A 17,946-nucleotide genomic window follows, 5' to 3' on the forward strand; every position below is an offset into this window, starting at 1 on the left:
CAGGCGCTGCTCCTCAGCTCAGCTCGTCCAGAGTGAGCTCAAAGCCGGGGAGGAACTCCTCCATAAAGCAGCGCAGGGCGGGCAGCGGGTTCTGAAGGAGCGCGGCGTAGGTCTGCTCCTTGGCCTTGCGGAACTCGGTGTTCCCCGCCTTCAGCTCCTCCAGGCACTTGAGGTAGGCGGAGAGCTTGTCCGCCGCCTTTACCAGGTCCCGCACATGGGGGTCCGGGATGGTGATGGCCTCGTCATAGGCGGGGCGCAGGTCGGGGGGCAGCATGGACAGCAGCTTCTGCTCCGCTACGGCCTCTACCGCCTTGTAGGCGGTCTGGATGTCCGGGTTGTCGTACTTGATGGGGGTGGGCATATCGCCGGTAAGGATCTCACTGGCGTCGTGATACAGGGCCGCCACCGCCACCACGCCCGGGTCGGTCTGCCCGCTGAAGCGCTCGTTCTCAATGACGGCCAGGGCATGGGCCAGCACTGCCACCATGTGGGAGTGCTCCTGGACGTTCTCAGGGTCGGTGTTGCGCATCAGGCCCCAGCGGCTGATGTAGCGCATCCGGGCGATCATGGGGAAGAAATGATAGGGCACGGGGCGCCCCTCCCTCTGTTGAGATAAAAGTTATTTTATCATAGCCCGCCCCGGATGTAAACTGTTAAAAGGGGAGGCGGGGCGGCAGTTGACGGATGGGCGGGAATCGGAGATAATAGATCAAAGGCTCAGGGTCTGCCGCTTCCGGGGCGGAGGGGGCCAGGGGCCGGAAAGGGGAGAGCCGCGATGGCAAAGAAAAATTCCCGCAATACCAAGGGGCGCATCATCCAGGCGGCATGGCAGCTGTTTTACCAGCAGGGCTATGACGATACAACGGTGGAGGAGATCATCGAGGCATCCGGCACCTCCCGGGGCTCCTTTTACCACTATTTCGAGGGCAAGGACGCCCTGCTCTCCTCTGTCTCATTCCTGTTCGATGAGAAGTATGAGGAGCTGATGGCCTGCATGGACCCGGAAAAGGACCGGTTCGAGGTGCTGATGGAGCTGAACCGGGAGCTGTTTGCCATGATCGAAAACTCCATCTCCCTGGACCTGCTGGCCCGGCTGTACTCCTCCCAGCTGGTCACCCGGGGGGACAAGCATCTGCTGGACCACAACCGCACATATTACAAGCTGCTGCGGCAGATCGTCCTTCAGGGGCAGCAGCGGGGAGAGCTGAGGGGAGATGTGACGGTAAATGAGATGGTGCGGGTCTACGCCCTGTGCGAGCGGGCCCTCATCTACGACTGGTGCCTGTCCGGGGGGGACTACTCCCTGCTCCAGTACGGCAGGATCATGATGCCCATGTTTTTGGGAGGATTTCGGACAAGTCAAAAGAATTTTGTACAAAATATCTAAAGGATGATTTTAGAAAGTGTACGGCTGAAATCCCGCAGTATAAAAGAGAAAAATGGGAAATAGAGAGAACACAGTATAGAATTTATTCTATACTGTGTTCTGTATTTTGTTCTTAAGATCTCCATGCTATAATAAAAAAACGCCGTGCGCTGCCGGCGGCCGTCCTGCTCCTGCTTTGTGTGTGGGGGAGCCGGAGGGTAACAGAATATGAGGAGAGATACTATGACCATTTCGCAGATCTGCATCTGCCTGGCCATCGCGGTCTATCTGATCGCCATGCTGGGCGTAGGCGTCTGGTTCTCCAAACGCAACAACTCCGTAGACGACTTCTATCTGGGGGGACGGAAGCTGGGCCCCTTCGTCACCGCCATGAGTGCGGAGGCCAGCGACATGTCCTCCTGGCTGCTGATGGGGCTGCCCGGCGTGGCCTACCTCTCCGGCCTGGCGGAGGCCAGCTGGACCGCCATCGGACTGGCTGTGGGCACCTATCTGAACTGGCTCATCGTGGCGCGGCGCATCCGCCGCTACTCCCACCAGATCGACGCCATCACGGTGCCCCAATTCTTCTCCAAGCGCTGGGGGGATGAGCGAAACCTGCTCTCCGCCATCGCCGCCGTGGTCATCATGATCTTTTTCGTGCCCTATCTGGCCTCCGGCTTCTCCGCCTGCGGAAAGCTGTTCGCCTCCCTGTTCGGCATCAACTATGTTTCCGCCATGCTCATCAGCGCCGCTGTCATCGTCATCTACACGGTCATGGGCGGGTTCCTGGCGGCCAGCTTTACCGACCTGGTCCAGTCCATTATCATGACGGTGGCCCTGGTGGTGGTGCTGGGCTTCGGCGTGGCGCAGGCTGGCGGCATGGAGGCGGTGATGGACAACGCCCGCTCTCTGGCGGGCTACCTGTCCCTGGTCAACATCCACGACCCGGCCACCGGGGGCTCTGCCCCGTACAGCCTGCTCACCATCTGCTCCCTGCTGGCCTGGGGCCTGGGCTACTTCGGCATGCCCCACATCCTGCTGCGCTTCATGGCGATTGAAGAGGAGAAAAAGCTGGCCCTCTCCCGGCGGGTGGCCACTACCTGGGTAGTCATCTCCATGGGCGTGGCGGTGTTTATCGGTGTGGTAGGCAACGGCATGACAAAAGCGGGGGCCATGGAGCAGCTGTCCGACGCGGAGACAATCATCGTACAGATCGCCAACCTGATCAGCTGCTACGGTGTTCCAGCCGCTCTGCTGGCCGGCGTGATCTTGGCGGGTATCCTGGCCGCCACCATGTCCACTGCCGACTCCCAGCTGCTGGCCGCCTCCTCCTCTGTCTCCCAGAACCTGGCGGTAGAGTTCTTCCACCTGAAGATCAGCGGAAAGAAGAGCGTGCTGGTGGCCCGGAGCACCATGGTGGTCATCTCCCTGATCGCAGCATTCCTGGCCCGAGACCCGGACAGCTCTGTCTTCCGGGTGGTCTCATTCGCCTGGGCGGGCTTCGGCGCCGCCTTCGGGCCGGTGGTGCTCTTTGCCCTGTTTTGGAAGCGGTCCAACAAGTGGGGGGCACTGGCAGGGATGGTCACCGGCGGCGTGATGGTCTTCGTGTGGAAGTATCTGGTGGCTCCTATGGGCGGCGCGCTGGCCATCTATGAGCTGCTGCCCGCTTTTCTGTGCGCCTGCGTGGCCATCGTGATGGTCAGCCTGCTGACCCCCGCCCCGGAGCAGAGCATCCTAGAGGCTTTTGAGTGCTTTAAGTCCAAGCAAAAGCAGAAATAACGATAGAGGAAAAAGCCTCGCAGAGTTCGCGCCCGCAGGCGCGAATCCAGTTGTGATCTGTTTTCGCCGGCGGCATGTGCGTCGGGGAAAACACTTCTCAGGCTGCAAGTGTGGGGTTTGTCCGCTTGCGGCGGACCAATCCCGCGCGCGGCAGGCTGCTGCTTTCTCAAAAAAGTGGCAAAGCCGCTTTTTCGACAGTCTCAGGAAAAAAGGGCCTTTGGCCCTTTTTCTTTTTGTCCCAGCGCGGGTCTTAGAGGAGTTTTTTGGAAAAAGTAAGAGCGGATCGCCCTGGAGTGGGGAAGGACATCCGGCAGCTGAACCCAGGAAGGAATGTGTCTGGGAAGAGAGCCCTGGAGACTGCCCTTGTAAGAGAGAGCGTCGGACCCGCTGGGCCCTGCGGGGGGCGGACTGTAGGACCGGCTCGCCGAGTTGCAGCGCCTGGCCTGGAATGCATAGACCGTCTTACTTGCCCAGTCATGACACGTGCCCCTCTGCCCCAAACATGCCGCGGTACAAAAGCTTCAGTCAAAATATTATTGACATATGACAAAAATGGAGCTATACTAAAGGGGAAAGAGAGGGGGCGGTCCCATGGCGCGGCCGGTAAAGCGGAGAAGGGTATGCGGGCTGCCTCCTGTGGGGGCGTTCCGGCCTGAAGGAGGGCCAGGCGGCCCAGTGATCGAGGTGACAGTGGACGAATATGAGGCGGTGCGGCTCATCGACCTGCTGGGGCTGACTCAGGAGGAGTGTGCTGCCCAGATGAATGTGGCCCGGACCACGGTGCAGGCCATCTACGACTCTGCCCGGGAGAAGCTGGCCTGCATGCTGGCGGAGGGCAGGCCCCTGACGGTCCAGGGGGGCACTTACGACCTGTGCGGTCAGGCGGAGCACTGCTGCGGACGGCGCTGCCGCCACCGGGGCGGGGGAGGGGGCCGGTGCGAAAACGGCCGCCTGACCTGCCGGGAGGAGGGCCGCTGCCCGGGACGGTCTGGAGTGGAACAGAACAGGATGAAACAGGAGGGACAGAACATGAAAATAGCAGTGACATATGAGAATGGACAGGTCTTTCAGCATTTTGGGCACACGGAGCGATTCAAGATCTATGAGGTGGAAGACGGAGCGGTGACTGCCAGCCAGGTGGTGGACACCGCCGGCAGCGGCCACGGGGCGCTGGCTGGATTCCTGCGTGAGCGGGGCGTCCAGACGCTGATCTGCGGCGGCATCGGCGGCGGGGCCAGAACAGCCCTGGCCCAGGCGGAGATCCAGCTCTATCCCGGCGTATCGGGGGCGGCGGACCAGGCGGTGGCCGACCTGCTGGCAGGCCGATTGGCCTATGACCCGGATACAGTGTGCAGCCACCACCACGAGGGGGACGGAGCCCATCAGTGCGGCGGCCACGGAGAGGGGGAGGGCCACTCCTGCGGCCATTCCCACGGGGCTGGCGGCCAGGGCTGCGCCGGACATCAGGGATAAAAACGTCCCGGCATCCAATCAGGATGCCGGGACGTTTTTTACTTACAGTTTGCCAGCTGGAGCTCAGCCCAGATTCAGGGCTTCCTTCACCTTGGCGATGATGTGGGCACCGATGTCGCGGGAGGCGTCGGTGCTCTGGGCGCCCAGGTGGGGGGAGACCAGGAAGTTCTCGCACTCGAACAGGGGGGAGTCAAAGCCGGCACCCTCGGTCAGGCCGCCGCCGGCCAGCTCGTTCTCCATAACGTCGGAGGCATAGCCGCCGATCTTGCCGGCCTTCAGGGCCTCGTACATGTCCTGCTCATTGACGATGCCGCCCCGGGCCATGTTGAGGACCACGGCGTCATCCTTCATCTCGGCCAGAGACTTGGCGTTGAACAGATCCTTGGTCTCGGGGGTGAGGGGCATGTGGATGGTGACGAAGTCGGAGACCTTCAGCAGCTCGTCGATGCCCATGCTGGTGGCCTGCTGCTCCTCGAACACGTGGGCGGGCAGGTAGGGGTCATAGGCCACGATGTTCATCTTGAAGGCACGGCCCAGTTCGCCCACGCGCTGGCCGATGCGGCCGAAGCCCAGGATGCCCAGGGTCTTGCCCCGCAGCTCGCGGCCCACGAATTTATACTTGTCCCAGGTCTTGTTCACCTTCACGTCGTAGTTGGCGGGGATGGTGTGGCGGGACAGATCCAGCATCTTGGAGAAGGTCAGCTCGGCCACGGCGTTGGCGTTCAGGCCGGGAGCGTTGAAGACCTGCACGCCCTTTGCCTTGCAGGCGTCCATGTCCACGTGGTTCAGGCCCACGGAGCACACGCCGATGACCTTCAGGTTGGCGGCGGCGTCAATGATCTCCTTGGTGATCTTGGGGTCCACGCGCATGATGAGCACATCGTAGTCCGGGATGAGCTTGACCAGCTCCTCCTGGGTGGGGAGCATGTGGGTGTCCACCTGCATATACTTGCCCAGCTCCTCGGCGATGGCACTGTGGACGGCATCAATGATCAGACATTTCATGGGAAATCTTCCTTTCTTCTTCTTCATATTGGGGCTCTTTGGCGACTCAGGTCGGAAGATGCCCGTTTCCGCCCGGCATTGGTAAAATAGGCAGAAAATCTTCCAGTTATCATGATTATAGCATGACAGACTAAACAGGGACATCACATTTTTCCTGAGGGTTGCCACAGTCGTTCAACTGTGATAGAATACTTGCAGGAAGAGAATGGAACAGAGGGGCGCCCGGAACCGGAGGGCGGAAGGAGCGGCTTTTGGAGGGAGACACGTGAATTTTTTACATCTGAAGTATTTCCTCATGGTGGCGGAGGAGCTGAACATCACCCGGGCTGCCGAGCGGCTGTATATCTCCCAGCAGTCGTTGAGCAACCACATCAGCAACATGGAGCGGGAGCTGAATGTGAAGCTGTTCACCCGCTCCCCCAAGCTGGCGCTGACCTATGCCGGAGACCTGCTGGTGGACACGGCCACCCAGATCCTGGATCTGCACAGCCAGTACCTCAACAAGGTGGGGGATATCAACCGGCACTATATGGGGGTGCTGCGGGTGGGGATCTCCTACACCTGCGGCTTGGCGGTGCTGCCTGAGATCCTGCCCCAGTTCCGCAGAGAATTCCCCATGGTGGAGTTCTCCATGTTCGAAGGCAACTCCTCCGAGCTGGAGGACGAGCTGGCCCACGGCCGGGTGGATCTGGTCATCGCCTTCCACCCCATCATGCTGGAGGGGGTGGAGACCGTCCCCCTGACAGAGGACCGGCTCATCATGGTGGTGCCCAAGGTCTTCACCGACCAGGTGTTCGGTCCCCGGGCGGAGGAGATGCGGGCCCAGTACGCCCAGGGGGCGGATATCACCGCCTTCCGGCAGATGCCCTTCATCCTGCTCAAGCGGGGCAACCGGGTGCGGGGCATTGTGGACCAGTACCTGAGCCGGTGCTACTTCAAGCCCAAGATCATCCTGGAGACGGAGAACACGGTCACCACCCTGGCTATGGCCCGGGAGGGGATGGGCATCGTCATCTGTCCCCAGCTGTTCCTGCGGACCATCCAACTGCCGGGGGTCAAGCCCGCCCCGGAGGATGTGGACCTGTTCCCCCTGGCCGACCCCTCCACCCTGAGCCGGCTGGTGGTGGGCTACCGCCGGGACCGGTATCTGTCCCACTTCGCTGAGCGCTTCATCCTCATCGCCCAGGACGTGCTGAGAAAATAAGCGGCGTATTCCTGGCAGACAGCTGATCCTTTCCTGTAATAGAGATGACCAGAGGCTCCAGTCCGTACTGCACACGGGCTGGGGCCTCTGGTTTCAGATCCGTTCATTCCAATGGGAGACTGTGGGCGCAGATATCCAGGAGCGGTCGACAAAGCTATTGATCCAGATAGACCCCAGTATAAGGACCCTGGAAGGAGGCCTCTAATTTTGATAAGATGTCCAAAACCCGGCCCGTATCTGCCGGGATCATAGAGGATGTCACGCCTTCAGTTACTTTATAAATTTGATATTCCATGATATCAGATAGCTCATGATAAAATGCGTTGCAGCTCCTTTGGACCCAATATCCCCCAGACAGATCCTGCGTACAGAAGAAACAGGCCCTTCTCAGGGCGGACGCCTGTTTTGCTAAGTGGCCTTTGTGACAAAATAGGGGCCCAGCTCAGGCTCATGGGTGACGATGTAGGCCCATTCAAAATCGGGGTCCACAAAGTAGAAGTCCCCTGAGCCCCGGAAAAAGGCGGCCTGGAAGGGCTGGAAGCCGTCGATCTGATAGAATTTATAGATGTCGGCAATCCCCTGATGGGGCGGGGCGGAGGGCCTAAAATCGAAGCGATAAAATTCGCTGAAACGGAGATGGTACAGACCCAGGACGCTGGGGTGGCTGCGCCGGTCAAAGGCCTGCTCCGCCGCCTCCCCCTCCAGGAATGGGCACAGGCGGCAGCTGAAGGCGTGCCACAGTTCCTCCGTGACGCAGTGGCCGCAGAACTGCTCGTCGGAGACCGCGGGCAAAAACGCGCGGCGGAATCTGGCCTCGAACTCCGGGAAGCGGACCGTGGTCAGACGCCGGACCGACGCCCCCTCTTGGGAGAGACGGACCGTGATCCCGCTGTCGTATCCAGGGGCCTCCCAGAAGCAGTCCAGCGGCAGGGACAGCCGCAGGTCGGCCCCGCCGTCAGGCTCTGCCCAGAAATATTTTGCTTTTGTGTTAGTCATAATACCAGCAGTGCCTCGAACTTTGTTTATATTCTCCTGTGCCAATTACAAATACAGTTGGATGATAATGGTAGTAATAGCCTACGCAACCTTTGTGGTGAATATAGGGGCCAAGTGCCACCCCATTTGGAGATGCATTGATGCAAGCAGTTTGTGCTAGACCAGGTGTTTTGGCCCAAACATCTCCTGCATCTGTAAGCAAAATTACAGCTGTAGCAAAAGAAATTCCGGGACCGATCCAGACACTTCCACTGCTTCTCCTAGCTCTCCAATAATCATAGTTTTCTTGGTCCAAATATTCCAATGCTTCGGTGGCAATAACATAAGTTGTGCCAGCAATAATTGTTGCCAATCCAATTGCCATTAAAGCTTCTAAGAGTTCCTGAGCGATTCGCCAGCCAGTAATGACCGTCATTGGTTGGATAGCAGAATCTGATTCAAACAGGTCAATTCTGACATAATCACTGGTATCTAAGTTGAAACTATCTGCATAGAAATTTTTAGATATATCTGATGTATTTCCGATATAATAAACTTCGTCAACAATTTTATTGGTAGCATCGTCATAGTAGTAATTATCGACAAAGAAATCATATGATTCATTTGTTGACAGATTTTTGATTTCGGCGATTCGGCTCTCAATATCATAAGTCAAATACCATTGCACACCTTTACAGTTGACCAATAATTGAGTTCCTTCAACATCTCTTTTTACTATTTCTATATCAGAACTTTGAATTTCTCCATCTGTAATTTTAGAAATGGGTTCACGTGTCAATGTGGAGGAAAATGTTGATTGTGCACTTGTGTTTTCGACAGGTACAGCCAGTACTGTTGAATTTAACAGTAAGATACAGGCCAAAAAAGTGCATATAGTTTTCATTAACTTTTTGCGCATTGTGCCACATACTCCTTTTCCATACTTATTGTTTGCGATTTTTCAGTTTACTTCTCTGCCTAATCAAAATACAGCAAAAATTTATTTCAGCCAAACACATAGTTGTTAGTATCTGTTTTCACCTCCATCTACAAAAATAGGGATATAGAGCTATGCTGTTGCAGTTTCGGAGTAGATAGTTGCGGTTTCGGACTGGCTGCCGGCCCAGACAGTGACCACCGCCTTGACCCGGTAGGTCTCGCCGGGGGTCACAGACACCGTCTCAGAGACAGATGCCCGGGTCCCGTCCTGGCGGTCGGTCCAGGAGTCCACCAGTATCCAGGCGAAGGAGCCGGATTTTTGCTGGAGCTCCACCCGCACCTCACATTCGGTGGAACGCCCGGTCTGTCCACTCACCCAGCCTTCGATAAATGCGGTCCTGTCGGAGATCATCAGGTCACATCCTTGGTTTTTGATATAGAGGGAATAAGGAACGATTTCTTCAAAAACGGGCGTGTCCTGGGGCGGCTGGGCGGCAGAGGCGGCGGGGGTGGTCACCAGGGTCAGGCACAGGGCCATCCCCGCCGCCAGCCAGCGCATGGGTTTCTTGCGCATAAAAATCACCTCCCTTCATCGGTCCTACTAATATACCGACGAAAGGAGGCGATTCCGGACAAGGAAATCAAAATTTTTTTGAAAAATTTTTAAGAAATGGGTTCCAGACCCAATGCGACCTGTTTCAGCTCTTCCATAGGAATGGTCCCGGACAACAAATAGTAGCAGTTGTCTTCGGTCCAAAAAATAGTATGATCCAGATTTTTTGAAATTGCCATGGCTTCTGAGTTATGGATTTTGAAGTACTCAACCTCTGCGTCCTCAGTGTCTACTCCCAGAATACTGGATGCATTGGCGCCCACTACGATGTGGGTTACTTCCAACATATTTCCAGCGTTGTCCTCGAAACAAATATAGTGCCTGATTCTGCTGGACTGCCGTACAGTCTCCTCCATCCCCTGCGGGAGGTAGGTAAGAACAAAATCTCCGGCTGTCCGATCTGTTTCGCCCTCGGCGGAGAAACGGAAGTTGGTGATCTCCTCATAGACCTGGACCAGCACCTCCAGCACCTAGGCCCGGAAGGCCTGGGAGGTGACCATCAGGCCGGAGAAGCCCACCGCCAGAAAGACCAGCGCCACCGCCGCCGCCCGCCGCACCTGGGCCAGGGCACGGACCCGCCGGGGGGAGCGCCCCATCCGGCGGATCAGGCGGTCCATCCGGCGCTGAAAGGCGGGGGAGGGCCGGGCCTGGGGCAGCTCCCCGTCCCCGGGCAGGGAGGAGAGCCACAGGTCCCGGGCCATGGCCTGGGCCGTCAGCTCCCGGAGGGAGGACGCCTCCTCCGGGGGGCGGCCGGCCTGCGCCGGGGCCCAGTCCTCCAGGGGCTCCGCCCCCTGCCGCCGCCGGCGGCGGTACAGATCCAGTGCCTTGCCCTCTACTATCATACCGACCAGGGCCTTCGTTTCCGGACAGACCGGGTCATGAATTTTTTCGATGATTTCCGTGATGCGGAGCAGGGCCTCCTGCACCGCGTCCTCCGCGTCCTGCTGACTGCCCAGGATGCGCAGGGCCAGATAGAACATCAGGTCCCGATATTCCCAGTAGAGGAGGGCGAACTTGTTGCGGCCCTCCTCTGTGGGGATCATCGCCAGGTAGACCAGCATGGACTCGCCCCCTCTCCCTCTGTCCAGTGTAACACAGGCGGGGGGAAATGTCACCCCCGGGCGGCCCCGGAGGGAACAGAAACAGGGGGCGGCAGCGGTCAGGCTGCCGCCCCCTGTGGGCGTGCAGGACAGGGGTCAGCGGTCCAGCTGGGCGGCCACTTCCTCCAGGTAATTGCGCTCCGCCCCCTCCACCTTTCCGGCGTCGCAGGCGGCGGCCAGGGCGGGGTCAATGGGCAGGCGGGCCAGGATGGGCAGGCCCAGCTCCCGGGCCACCTCCTCCAGGCGGCTCTCCCCGAAGATGGCGTGACGGGCACCGCAGTCGGGGCACTGATACCAGCTGTAATTTTCAATGAGGCCCAGCACCGGGATGGACATCATCTCCGCCATGTGCACCGCCTTGGAGACGATCATGGACACCAGATCCTGGGGGGAGGTGACCACGATGATGCCGTCCACCGGCAGGGACTGGAACACGGTGAGGGGCACGTCCCCCGTTCCAGGGGGCATGTCCACGAACATATAGTCCACCTCACCCCACACCACGTCGGACCAGAACTGCTTGACCACGTTGGCGATGACCGGGCCACGCCAGACCACGGGGTCGGTCTCGTTGGCGGTGAGCAGGTTCAGGGACATGAGCTTGATGCCGGAGGGGGTGACGGCGGGGTCGATGCCCGCGTCGGTGCCGGTGGCCCGCTGGTGGACTCCGAAAGCCATGGGGATGGAGGGGCCGGTGATGTCGGCGTCCAGCACGGCCACCTTCCGGCCCCGGCGGACCATGGCTACGGCCAGGGAGGAGGTGACGGTGCTCTTGCCCACGCCCCCCTTGCCGCTGACCACGGCGATCACCTTCTTGATGCTGGACAGGGCGTTGGCGGGGACGCGCAGGTCCCGCTCGCTGCAGCTCTCGCCGCAGGTAGAGCAGTCATGGGTGCAGTTTTCAGGCATGATCGATTCTCTCCTTCATATGGTTGGGATCACTTGCCGTCCTGACGGCCGGCAAAGGTCTTGTTGATGCGCTCGCCGGTGGTGTGGACCAGCTGGAACATGGACTGGTAGAGCACCGGGTAGTCCCGGGCCAGGATGTCGTGGCTCAGCTCGGGCATGCGGCTCTTGTCCTTGCCCTGGCCGGCCAGGGCCTCGCACAGCTCCACTTCGCTGCACGCCATGTCAGCCTCGGGCAGGCCGGCGGCGAACTGCCGGGCCGGGACGGAGAAAAAGTCCGGGTTGTTGGACGGGTTGGCCTGATACAGGCGGCGGAACACCTTATAGACAGCGGTGGACAGGTAATTGGAGGAGGCGCGGATGGCCTCCCGGCTGCCGGTCTTGCCCAGCAGGTCGAAGAGCATGCCCACCGAGTTCACCAGCAGCTTTTTGGACAGCAGGGCCAGTACGCTGCCCCTCATGGAGTTGTCCTTCTCATCGCTCAGGTCATAGAGCTCCTCCGGGGCAATGGTGGTGCCGTCCCGGGTGAGGGTGCGGCCCAGGAGAAAGTCGGCGGAGACCCCATAATAGTCGCAGGCCCGGACCACGAAGGCCAGGCCGGGCTCCCGGATGCCGTTCTCATAGTGGGACAGCAGGGCCTGGGAGATGCCCAGGGCACCCGCTGCGGTGCGCTGGCTGACCCCCCGCTCCTGCCGCAGCAGGGAGAGGGTGCGGGAAAATTCTGCATTCAAATTTCTCACCTCGAGGGGCGGCCCGCAGGCCGCCGTTTCTGGATCTCATCTCGATCTGCAATACATACAGTATAGTATAATGGAAGCATTACGCCACGTAAAGAGAAAAATGAAAATTTTCGCGGAAATTTGACACGGGTGGACAACGGCCGCCAAAACAGGGCTGTTATTCCCGGAAGGAGCGGGGAAAACTGAAAAAAGAGGTCCCACAGGAATTTTATGCGCTTCTGCAGCGGATAAGCCTTGAAATTTCTGGCTGAAAATGCTACCATAAGGGACAGAAAAGCGGCCTTACGGCCACGAATCGAAAAGTTGGAGGGATCACCCATGCACATGTTTCAGAATCTGATCGACAAACTGAAGGCTCATCCCCGCAAGATCGTCTTTACCGAGGGCACCGACCCCCGCATCCTGGAGGCATCCGCCCGGCTGCTGTCCGGGACCTTCCTGACCCCCGTGCTGGTGGGCAACGAGGAGGAGGTCCAGGCCGCCGCCGAGAAGGCCGGCTTCAATATCCGCGGCGCCATCATCATTGACCCGGAGAACTATGACGGCATGGACGCCATGGTGGAGAAGATGGTGGAGCTGCGCAAGGGCAAGATGACCGCCGATGAGTGCCGGGCCGCCCTGAAGAAGGGCAACTACTTTGGCACCATGCTGGTGAAGATGGGCGTGGCCGACGCCCTGCTGGGCGGCGCCACCTACTCCACCGCCGACACCGTCCGCCCCGCCCTGCAGCTGGTCAAGACCAAGCCGGGCAACAAGATCGTCTCCTCCTGCTTTATCCTGGTCCGCGCCTCCGCCACCGGCGACAACGATGTGCTGGCTATGGGTGACTGCGCCATCAACATCAAGCCCGAGGAGGACGAGCTGGTGGAGATCGCCGTGGAGACCGCCAAGTGTGCCAAGATCTTCGGCATCGCCCCCAAGGTGGCTTTCCTGAGCTACTCCACCAAGGGCTCCGGCAAGGGGGAAGATGTGGACAAGATGCGCAACGCCTGCGAGAAGGCCAAGGCACTCATGCCCGATATCCCCGTGGACGGCGAGATGCAGTTTGACGCCGCCGTGTCCCCCACTGTGGGCCAGCTGAAGTTCCCCGGCTCCCCCGTGGCCGGCTACGCCAACACCTTCATCTTCCCTGACATCAACGCGGGCAACATCGGCTACAAGATCGCCCAGCGTCTGGGCGGCTTTGAGGCCTACGGCCCCATCCTGCTGGGCCTGAATGCCCCCATCAACGACCTCAGCCGCGGCTGCAACGCCCAGGAGGTCTACTCCATGGCCATCATCACCGCCGCTCTGGCGGAGTAAACGGCCAGACGACCACAGACTGCGCCGGCGGGCCCCAGTGGGGCCCGTCGTTTTACAGAGCGGGGGCCATGGAGTAGACCTGGGGCCCCATCAAAGATGGGGACGGCGCTTGCGCCGTACAAGCGTTTTGCCGGAGGCAAAACCTTGGCGGAGGGGCGGCTGGGCCGCCCCGAGCAATGAGATCCCGAAGGGAACCCGCAAAATGGAAACATTTTGTGGGGCTGCTCCATGGCCATCATCACCGCCGCTCTGGCGGAGTAAACGGCCAGACGACCACAGACTGCGCCGGCGGGCCCCAGTGGGGCCCGTCGTTTTACAGAGCGGGGGCCATGGAGTAGACCTGGGGCCCCATCGAAGATGGGGACGGCGCTTGCGCCGTACAAGCGTTTTGCCGGAGGCAAAACCTTGGCGGAGGGGCGGCTGGGCCGCCCCGAGCAATGAGATCCCGAAGGGAACCCGCAAAATGGAAACATTTTGTGGGGCTGCTCCATGGCCATCATCACCGCCGCTCTGGCGGAGTAAACGGCCAGACGACCACAGACTGCGCCGGCGGGCCCCAATAGGGCCCGCCGTTTTGCGTCTTGTGAGGGGACAGGGAAGAAACGGCAGGCACATGGGAGATGCGGTTTTATAAAATCGTTTCGGGGGCCTGTACCGCTTTTTAAGATGCCCACCTTGAAAGGACTGGGAAAAAAACGGCGGATTTTTTCCCTCTGTGTTGCATTTTCTCTGCGGGTAAGGTATGATAATAAAAGCGCATTCTCCCAGTTTTAGGAGTGTTGTCATGAGAAAAGATATCGCTTTGCCCGTGCTGGCCCTGGCGGGGGGCGGCGCCTGCCTCGCCCTGCGCCGCTGGCAGCTGGCCGCCGCGCTGGACCCAGAGACCGAACTGTTCCGCTCCGTCCCGGCCACGCCGGTGCTGATCGGTGTGCTGGCCCTGCTGGCGCTGCTGTTCCTGGTCCTGATCCAGGGGGGAGGGAAGCCGGAGGACTATCCCGCAGCCTTCCGCTGTCCCAGCTCCCTGTATATGACCCTGGTGACGGCGGGGAGCCTGCTCCTGCTGGCCGCCGCGGCGCTGGGCACCCTGGGCTTTTTCCGGGCGTTTCAGCTGTGGCGGGACGGACTGGGCCAGGGACTGCCCGTGATGGAGCTGCTGGCTGCCGTATTGTGCATCCCCTCCGCTGCAGCGCTGATGATCCTGGGGCGGGGCCATTACCGGGGAGGCCTGCCCGCCTGTTATCCCGGCCTGACCACCCTGCCCGGCTACGCCGCCCTGCCCTGGCTGGTAGGGATCTATCAGGAGTACTCCCGGGACCCGGTGGTGCTGCGGTTCGCAGATATGATCCTGGCGGTGGTGTGTGCGGTGCTGGCGCTGTACTTCGCCGCCTCCTTCGCTTTCCGCCACCCCAGGCCCAGGCTGTGCCTGTTTTTTTCCCTGATGGGGATCGTTCTGAACCTGGAGGCGCTGGCCAACGGACAGTCCCTCTTCTTTACCGCGCTGACCGCTGCTGCGGTGCTGGTCCTGCTGGCCCAGAGCTGGGCGCTGCTGCGCACCTGCTTCGGCCCGGCTTGGCCGGAGTGCCTGCTGGAGGAGCGAATGCCCAGCGGGGCATTGGAACGGGCAGAAGGGGACAATGCCCCGGGAGGAGCCGGGGTCGAGAATCATCATCGGGAGGACGACTGAATATGGAACGCAAGAGATTTTATATCACCACCCCTATCTACTATCCCAGCGACAAGCTGCACATCGGCCACACCTACTGCACCGTGGCCACCGACGCTATGGCCCGGTATAAGCGTCTCACCGGCTGTGAGGTCATGTTCCTGACGGGCACCGACGAGCACGGCCAGAAGATCGAGGACAAGGCCAAGGAGGCCGGCGTCACCCCCAAGGAGTATGTGGACCGCATCGTGGAGGGGGAGCGGGGCGTGCTGGATCTGTGGAAGCTGATGAACATCAGCAACGACCGGTTCATCCGCACCACCGATGACTACCATGTGTCCGCCATCCAGAAGATATTTAAGAAGATGTATGAGAAGGGGGACATCTACAAGGGCAAGTATGTAGGGAAATACTGCAAGCCCTGCGAGTCCTTCTGGACCGAGAGCCAGCTGGTGGACGGCAAGTGCCCTGACTGCGGCCGGGATGTGGTGGACGCGGAGGAGGAGGCCTACTTCTTCCGCCTGTCCAAGTACGCCGACCGGGTACAGCACCTGCTGGAGGACACCGACTTTTTGGAGCCCCGCAGCCGGGTGAATGAGATGGTGAACAACTTCATCAAGCCCGGCCTGGAGGACCTGTGCGTCAGCCGCACCTCCTTCACCTGGGGCGTGCCGGTGGACTTTGACCCGGGCCACGTGGTCTATGTATGGGTGGACGCCCTGTTCAACTATACCACCGCCCTGGGCTTCCTCAACGACCGGTATGACGACTATGAGAAGTTCTGGCCCGCGGACGTCCACTTTGTGGGCAAGGAGATCGTCCGGTTCCACTCCATCATCTGGCCCGCCATGCTGATGAGCATGGAGATGCCCCTGCCCAAGAAGGTGTTCGGCCACGGCTGGCTGCTGCTGGACGGAGGAAAGATGTCCAAGTCCAAGGGCAACGTGGTAGATCCCTATATCCTGGCGGAGAAGTTCGGAGTGGATGCCCTGCGCTTCTTCCTGATGCGCACCTTCCCCTTCGGCTCTGACGGCAACTTCTCCAACGAGCTGCTGATCCAGACCATCAACACGGACCTGGCCAACGACCTGGGCAATCTCCTCTCACGCACCGTGTCCATGGTGGGCAAGTATTTCGGCGGCACCCTGCCTGAGGAGCAGGCGGCGGACGAGGAGAAGGATGGGGAACTGGTGGAGCTGATCTCCTCCCTGCGCACCAGGTATGAAGAGCAGATGGAGCACTACGCCTTCCAGAACGCCCTGGCGGAGATCTTCAAGGTGATCGGCCGGGCCAACAAGTATATCGACGAGAACACCCCCTGGACCCTGGCCAAGGACATGGAGGCCAACGGAGCCCGGCTGGCCCGGGTGATGTACAACCTGCTGGAGGTGCTGCGGGTCTCCGCTATCCTGCTCACCCCCTTTATCCCCCAGTCTGCTGCCGAGGTGCTCCGGCAGATCGGCGCCTGCGAGACCTGCTCTACCTGGGAGAGCGCCGCCGGCTATGGGGCCCTGTCTCACACTGTCACTGTCTCCCGGGGCGAGAACCTGTTCCCCCGCATCGACGCAGAAAAGGCCCTGTCCGAGCTGGAGGAGGCTGCGGCGGCCGCCAAGAAGGCAGCTCTGCCCGATTTGGAGGTGGAGCCTCAGCTCACAGAGAAGGTGGACTTTGACACCTTTTGCAAGAGCGATTTCCGGGCCGTTAAAGTCAAGGCCTGCGAAACAGTGAAGAAGTCCAACAAGCTGCTGCGCTTCACCCTGGACGACGGCACCGGCACCGACCGGCAGATCCTCTCCGGCATCGCGATGTGGTACAAGCCCGAGGAACTGGTGGGCAAGACCCTGGTCGCCATCGTCAACCTGCCCCCCCGGAAGATGATGGGACTGGAGTCCAACGGTATGCTGATCTCCGCCGTCCACACCGAGAAGGGCGAGGAGCAGCTCAACCTGCTGATGATCGACGACAAGATCCCCGCTGGGGCCAAGATGTGCTGAACGGGGCTGTGGGACAGATCGAAAAAGATCTGCGTCATTTTAATGGGGCGGGCCTTTGGCCCGCCCCATTTTTGTGCTATACTGAAAGCAGACGCCGGGGGGAGAAACTGGCTCCGGCCCCGCCTCCGGGTACCGGAACGGGAAAGCATCTTTGAGAAAGGAAGGATGGACATGTACCGATATGAATATGTGACCTATCGCACCGGGGGCGGCTTCTGGATGGACAACAGCGCCTGTGAGCACCGGGAGATCATAGACGAGTACGCGGCCAAGGGTTGGCGTTACGTGGGATATCTGCCCACCATGTTTTCCGGGGAGGGCGGCACCAAGGAAGTGGACCTGATCTTTGAACGGGAGGAGCCCTGAGCCATGTGGTCCAACTGTTTGTTCGTGGCCCTGGGGGGCGGCCTGGGCGCCGTGGGGAGGTATCTGCTCAGCCTGATTGCCGCCCCATGGTCCTTTCCGGTGATGACCCTGCTCACCAATTTTCTGGGGGCGGTGGTCATCGGCGCCGTGGCCCAGGCGGCGGGACAGCTGCCCATGTCCAAAAGTGCAGTTCTGTTTTTGAAGACCGGACTTTGCGGTGGTTTTACCACCTTTTCCACTTTTTCACTGGAGACGGTGGAGCTGCTGGAGCAGGGGAGATGGGCCGCCGGGGGCGGGTACATCCTGGCCAGCGTGGGTCTGTGCCTGGCGGGGGTGCTGCTGGGGCGGGCCCTGGTGTGGAAGATCTTTTGAGGATGGAGACCCGCATCTGAGGGCGGCGCCTCTATCCAAATGAGGGCTGCCGCGGGGAGAAAATCGTGCGGACGGGGTTGACAGAGAAAGGATCTTCTGCTATATTAGTTAAGCAAATTTATATAAATTCGCTTAATGAAATGAGGGGA

General features: G+C 60.0%; 18 protein-coding genes. 9 read left to right on the top strand and 9 right to left on the bottom strand.

Annotation, left to right across the window (positions count from 1 at the left end):
- Positions 1-13 precede the first annotated feature (13 nt).
- Positions 14-589, bottom strand: coding sequence for a 5'-deoxynucleotidase (yfbR, locus tag L9O85_RS01230; protein ID WP_082203480.1), 576 nt, complete (start codon positions 587-589; stop codon positions 14-16).
- 186 nt (positions 590-775) lie between these two features.
- Between yfbR and L9O85_RS01235 the strand changes: the two genes are divergently transcribed.
- From L9O85_RS01235 to L9O85_RS01245, 3 genes are all read left to right on the top strand, one after another.
- The gene (locus tag L9O85_RS01235; protein WP_050622928.1) at positions 776-1,387 is read left to right on the top strand and encodes a TetR/AcrR family transcriptional regulator; all 612 of its coding nucleotides are present in this window, start codon (positions 776-778) and stop codon (positions 1,385-1,387) included.
- A 222-nt stretch (positions 1,388-1,609) separates the two neighbouring features.
- Positions 1,610-3,145, top strand: a complete 1,536-nt coding sequence (locus tag L9O85_RS01240) for a sodium/proline symporter (RefSeq protein WP_050622927.1) — start codon at positions 1,610-1,612, stop codon at positions 3,143-3,145.
- A 591-nt stretch (positions 3,146-3,736) separates the two neighbouring features.
- Positions 3,737-4,618: a NifB/NifX family molybdenum-iron cluster-binding protein gene (locus L9O85_RS01245; protein ID WP_276853844.1), complete on the top strand. Its 882-nt coding sequence runs from the start codon at positions 3,737-3,739 to the stop codon at positions 4,616-4,618.
- Positions 4,619-4,681: 63 nt separating this feature from the next.
- On the opposite strand, the gene L9O85_RS01250 is transcribed toward L9O85_RS01245, so the two are convergent.
- Positions 4,682-5,623 (bottom strand): D-2-hydroxyacid dehydrogenase, encoded by a 942-nt coding sequence (locus L9O85_RS01250; protein WP_050622926.1) that lies wholly within the window; start codon positions 5,621-5,623, stop codon positions 4,682-4,684.
- 265 nt (positions 5,624-5,888) lie between these two features.
- On the opposite strand from L9O85_RS01250, the gene L9O85_RS01255 reads away from it, so the two are divergent.
- Complete coding sequence (locus L9O85_RS01255; protein ID WP_256182976.1) at positions 5,889-6,827, top strand: LysR family transcriptional regulator; 939 nt, start codon at positions 5,889-5,891, stop codon at positions 6,825-6,827.
- Positions 6,828-7,235: 408 nt separating this feature from the next.
- Here L9O85_RS01255 and L9O85_RS01260 read toward each other — a convergent pair whose 3' ends face one another.
- From L9O85_RS01260 to L9O85_RS01290, 7 genes are all read right to left on the bottom strand, one after another.
- Positions 7,236-7,823 (bottom strand): hypothetical protein, encoded by a 588-nt coding sequence (locus L9O85_RS01260; RefSeq protein WP_301579267.1) that lies wholly within the window; start codon positions 7,821-7,823, stop codon positions 7,236-7,238.
- On the bottom strand, positions 7,816-8,721 hold the full coding sequence (locus L9O85_RS01265; RefSeq protein WP_276756441.1) for a hypothetical protein: 906 nt from the start codon (positions 8,719-8,721) through the stop codon (positions 7,816-7,818). The genes L9O85_RS01260 and L9O85_RS01265 overlap by 8 nt, the downstream gene beginning before the upstream one ends.
- A gap of 150 nt (positions 8,722-8,871) precedes the next feature.
- Positions 8,872-9,315, bottom strand: coding sequence for a hypothetical protein (locus L9O85_RS01270; protein WP_276756443.1), 444 nt, complete (start codon positions 9,313-9,315; stop codon positions 8,872-8,874).
- Positions 9,316-9,404: 89 nt separating this feature from the next.
- On the bottom strand, positions 9,405-9,815 hold the full coding sequence (locus L9O85_RS01275) for a DUF4367 domain-containing protein (RefSeq protein WP_301579268.1): 411 nt from the start codon (positions 9,813-9,815) through the stop codon (positions 9,405-9,407).
- Positions 9,816-9,824: 9 nt separating this feature from the next.
- Positions 9,825-10,415, bottom strand: coding sequence for an RNA polymerase sigma factor (locus L9O85_RS01280; protein WP_301579270.1), 591 nt, complete (start codon positions 10,413-10,415; stop codon positions 9,825-9,827).
- A 135-nt stretch (positions 10,416-10,550) separates the two neighbouring features.
- Positions 10,551-11,363, bottom strand: coding sequence for an Mrp/NBP35 family ATP-binding protein (locus L9O85_RS01285; protein ID WP_301579272.1), 813 nt, complete (start codon positions 11,361-11,363; stop codon positions 10,551-10,553).
- Between the two features lie 29 nt (positions 11,364-11,392).
- On the bottom strand, positions 11,393-12,100 hold the full coding sequence (locus tag L9O85_RS01290; protein ID WP_301579274.1) for a helix-turn-helix domain-containing protein: 708 nt from the start codon (positions 12,098-12,100) through the stop codon (positions 11,393-11,395).
- 324 nt (positions 12,101-12,424) lie between these two features.
- Between L9O85_RS01290 and pta the strand changes: the two genes are divergently transcribed.
- The 5 genes from pta (at position 12,425) to crcB (ending at position 17,797) form a co-directional block, all read left to right on the top strand.
- Positions 12,425-13,402, top strand: a complete 978-nt coding sequence (gene pta, locus L9O85_RS01295; RefSeq protein ID WP_336454715.1) for a phosphate acetyltransferase — start codon at positions 12,425-12,427, stop codon at positions 13,400-13,402.
- 784 nt (positions 13,403-14,186) lie between these two features.
- On the top strand, positions 14,187-15,086 hold the full coding sequence (locus L9O85_RS01300; RefSeq protein WP_301579275.1) for a hypothetical protein: 900 nt from the start codon (positions 14,187-14,189) through the stop codon (positions 15,084-15,086).
- Between the two features lie 2 nt (positions 15,087-15,088).
- A complete protein-coding gene (metG, locus tag L9O85_RS01305) occupies positions 15,089-17,059 on the top strand; it encodes a methionine--tRNA ligase (protein WP_050622910.1) in 1,971 nt (656 codons plus the stop codon).
- Between the two features lie 171 nt (positions 17,060-17,230).
- On the top strand, positions 17,231-17,425 hold the full coding sequence (locus L9O85_RS01310; protein WP_050622909.1) for a DUF4177 domain-containing protein: 195 nt from the start codon (positions 17,231-17,233) through the stop codon (positions 17,423-17,425).
- Positions 17,426-17,428: 3 nt separating this feature from the next.
- The gene (crcB, locus tag L9O85_RS01315) at positions 17,429-17,797 is read left to right on the top strand and encodes a fluoride efflux transporter CrcB (RefSeq protein ID WP_301579276.1); all 369 of its coding nucleotides are present in this window, start codon (positions 17,429-17,431) and stop codon (positions 17,795-17,797) included.
- Positions 17,798-17,946: the final 149 nt, after the last annotated feature.

The sequence above is a fragment of the Lawsonibacter asaccharolyticus genome (genome assembly GCF_022453915.1).
Taxonomy (GTDB): Bacteria; Bacillota; Clostridia; order Oscillospirales; family Oscillospiraceae; genus Lawsonibacter; species Lawsonibacter asaccharolyticus.